The sequence below is a fragment of the Streptomyces sp. SID5910 genome (assembly GCF_009862125.1).
Lineage (GTDB): Bacteria > Actinomycetota > Actinomycetes > Streptomycetales > Streptomycetaceae > Streptomyces.
The window spans coordinates 1-2,830 of the sequence record NZ_WWHX01000453.1; the positions used below are offsets into that span (position 1 = coordinate 1).

Below are 2,830 nucleotides of genomic sequence, written 5' to 3' on the forward strand. Positions count from 1 at the left end.
GTCCTCCATCGGCTCGTTGCGCGAGCGGAAGCGCCCGGCGGCGTAGCGGACCAGCGGGAGGTTGGCCTCGATGAGCGCCGCGCGCACGCGGTCGTGCTCCGGCGTACCCGGCTCGAGTCCCTTGAGCTCCCCGAAGAGCACCTGGGTCAGGGCCCGGGTGTCGGCGCCCCGGCTGCGCTGCTGCGCTGCGGGCCGCGCGGGCGCCTCCTGGGCCTGTGCGGGGGGTGCGGGCGGTGCCTGAGGCGCAGTACTGGCCGGCACGGTCAACTCCACCTCGTGATCCGTCAACTCATCCGTCAACTCTCCGTCAAAAGCGGTCATAGCATCACAAGACATCCGCACGGTGTGCAAGCACCCCATAACGCCGTGTTGGGGATATTTGGTGCATGCGGGGTGGGGTCGCCCCCGGACGCGGACCAGCCCCCCGACGTTTCCGGCGGGGGGCTGGTGCGTGTGCGGTGCCTCAGAACTCGTAGTCGGCGATCACCCAGGTGGCGAACTCGCGCCACAGCGCGACGCCCGCCTGGTGCGCCGGGTGGTCCACGTAGCGCTTCAGGGCGTCGGTGTCGTCCACGGCGGAGTTGATGGCGAAGTCGTAGGCGATGGGGCGGTCGCTGATGTTCCAGGCGCACTCCCAGAAGCGCAGCTCCTCGATCCGGCCGCCGAGGGCCCGGAAGGCCTCGACGCCCTTCACGACGCGCGGGTCGTCCCGCTCGACGCCCTCGTTCAGCTTGAACAGCACCAGGTGACGGATCATCATTTTCCTCCGTTGGCGGCCCAGGTCATGAAGTCTCCGACGGCTCCCGCGGCGTCGGATATGCCCTGGAACCCGATCTGGACATAGTCGGCGGCCTTGGCCGGGTCCGTGATGATCACGTACAGCGCGAAGACCACGAGCACGTAGACGGCGATCTTCTTCGCGTTCACCGCCACGCGGCCTCCCCCTGGGACTTCCTCGGACTCTGCGCTACCGGCGGTGAGTGTAACCGTCCGCTCCCGTGTGCGATCAATGCCTCTTTCCGGTGGCGCGTCCCGCCGGCGCCCCGCCGTGGCCCCGGGAAAAGGCGAAGGGCCCAGTCCTCGGACTGGGCCCTTCTGTGGCGGTAGCGGAGGGATTTGAACCCTCGGTGACTTGCGCCACACTCGCTTTCGAGGCGAGCTCCTTCGGCCGCTCGGACACGCTACCGAGAGAGACCTTACAGCACAGTGCGGCATGCTCCGAAATCGATATCCGGCGGCGCCGGCGCGGGCGTCAGCGGTCGCGGAAGAAGTCGGTGAGCAGCGCGGCGCAGTCCTCGGCGAGCACGCCCTCGATCACCTCGGGCCGGTGGTTGAGCCGCCGGTCGCGGACGACGTCCCACAGGGAGCCGGCCGCGCCCGCCTTGTCGTCGCGGGCGCCGTAGACGACGCGGTCCACGCGGGACTGCACCAGCGCGCCCGCGCACATCGTGCACGGCTCCAAGGTGACGACGAGCGTGCAGCCGGTCAGCCGCCACCGGTCGCCGAGCCGCGCGGCGGCCCGCCGGATCGCCAGCACCTCGGCGTGGGCCGTCGGGTCGCCGGTGGCCTCGCGTTCGTTGTGCCCGGACGCCAGCACGGTGACGCCGTCAGGAGCGAGCACGACGGCGCCGACGGGGACGTCCCCGGCCCGGGCGGCCTGACCGGCCTCGGCCAGGGCGAGCCGCATCGCGGGCCGCCACCGGTCGCGCACCGGGTCCACCGTGGCCGAGTCCTGGTCCGGGCCCGGCGGCAGGTGCCCCGGGCCCTCGTCGATCGGTGCGGTCAGCGGACCGTCTCCAGTACCTCGGAGACGCCCAGCGCCTCGGCGATCTCGCCGACCGCGTCCCCGGACATCGCCCGCAGCTCCTTCTCGCTCACGCCGAGGTCGTCGAGGACCTCGGCGTCGCCGACCGGGCCGTGCGGCACGGACGACTCGCCGGCGTCCCCGTCGTCGTCGCCGTCGGCGTCGTCGTCGGGCTCACCGTCCTCGGTGCCGTCGAGGTCGAGGGCGTCGAGGTCGGCGACGTCGTCACCGGGGTCCCGGCCGAGCAGTTCGTCGGTGAGCAGGATCTCCCCGTAGCTGCTGCGGGCGGCCGCGGCGGCGTCCGAGACGTAGATGCGGGGATCCTCCTCGCCGTCCACGCGGACGACTCCGAACCACGCGTCCTCCTGCTCGATCAGCACGAGCACCGTGTCCTCGTCGGGAGAGGCTTCCCGGGCCAGGTCGGTCAGATCCGACAGGGTCTCCACATCGTCGAGCTCCGTGTCGCTCGCTTCCCACCCGTCTTCGGTGCGCGCGAGCAGTGCGGTGAAGTACACCGTGACTCTCCCACTGGTCGTAGGCGTGCCGGTTGGGGGTCCCCCCGGCGGAGGTCGTGGACGGGGCAAGCGGTCCTCCGAGCCCCACCCACTCGGAATCGTGGCAGAAACAAGGCCCTCGGGGGACGTCTTCGGCGCCCTGTGTCCCGCTGTTTCGATCGCGGGTCCGTGCAGGTGTGTCCCAGCCGGACCCGGCGGCGCGGTCTTGCGCCACTCGCGGATCGTACGCGGCTTTTCCCCGGGGCCGTGCACACCCGTTCCCGCGCCGTCGGCGCGGCGCGCGATCTTCCCCCGACGGGCTCTGGAACGGGCCCCGCGCCACCGACGGGCTCTGGAAAGGTCTCGCCCCACGGATGGGATCTGGAAGGCCCCGCGCTACCAGCGGGCTCCGGAAGGGCCCGGCGCCACCCACGGGCTCCGGAAGGGCCCCGGCCACCGACGGGCTCCGGAACGGGACCCGGGCTACCGACGGGCTCTGAGAAGGCCCCGCGCCACCGACGGGCTCCGGAAC

At 71.9% G+C, this 2,830-nt stretch carries 4 protein-coding genes, 1 tRNA gene and 1 pseudogene; all 6 read right to left on the reverse strand.

The window, feature by feature from the left end; all coding sequences use genetic code 11:
- Window positions 1-321: pseudogene (locus tag GTW67_RS16045) on the reverse strand (hypothetical protein); the annotation flags it as partial.
- Between the two features lie 142 nt (window positions 322-463).
- Window positions 464-757 carry a Dabb family protein gene (locus GTW67_RS16050; protein ID WP_161165507.1) on the reverse strand — a complete coding sequence of 98 codons (294 nt, stop codon included), beginning with the start codon at window positions 755-757 and terminating at the stop codon, window positions 464-466.
- Window positions 757-933, reverse strand: coding sequence for a hypothetical protein (locus GTW67_RS37010; protein ID WP_202437304.1), 177 nt, complete (start codon window positions 931-933; stop codon window positions 757-759). Before GTW67_RS37010 ends, GTW67_RS16050 begins: the two co-directional genes overlap by 1 nt.
- A gap of 165 nt (window positions 934-1,098) precedes the next feature.
- Window positions 1,099-1,186, reverse strand: a tRNA-Ser gene (locus tag GTW67_RS16055).
- Between the two features lie 66 nt (window positions 1,187-1,252).
- Complete coding sequence (tadA, locus tag GTW67_RS16060) at window positions 1,253-1,687, reverse strand: tRNA adenosine(34) deaminase TadA (protein WP_237518887.1); 435 nt, start codon at window positions 1,685-1,687, stop codon at window positions 1,253-1,255.
- Between the two features lie 95 nt (window positions 1,688-1,782).
- Complete coding sequence (locus tag GTW67_RS16065; RefSeq protein WP_161165506.1) at window positions 1,783-2,319, reverse strand: tRNA adenosine deaminase-associated protein; 537 nt, start codon at window positions 2,317-2,319, stop codon at window positions 1,783-1,785.
- Between the last annotated feature and the right edge of the window lie 511 nt (window positions 2,320-2,830).

Bases quoted from the DNA above. Each gene is read 5' to 3' on its own strand.
- GTW67_RS16050 (WP_161165507.1), bottom strand. From the start codon at position 757: ATGATCCGTCACCTGGTGCTGTTCAAGCTGAACGAGGGCGTCGAGCGG.
- tadA (WP_237518887.1), bottom strand. From the start codon at position 1,687: ATGCGGCTCGCCCTGGCCGAGGCCGGTCAGGCCGCCCGGGCCGGGGAC.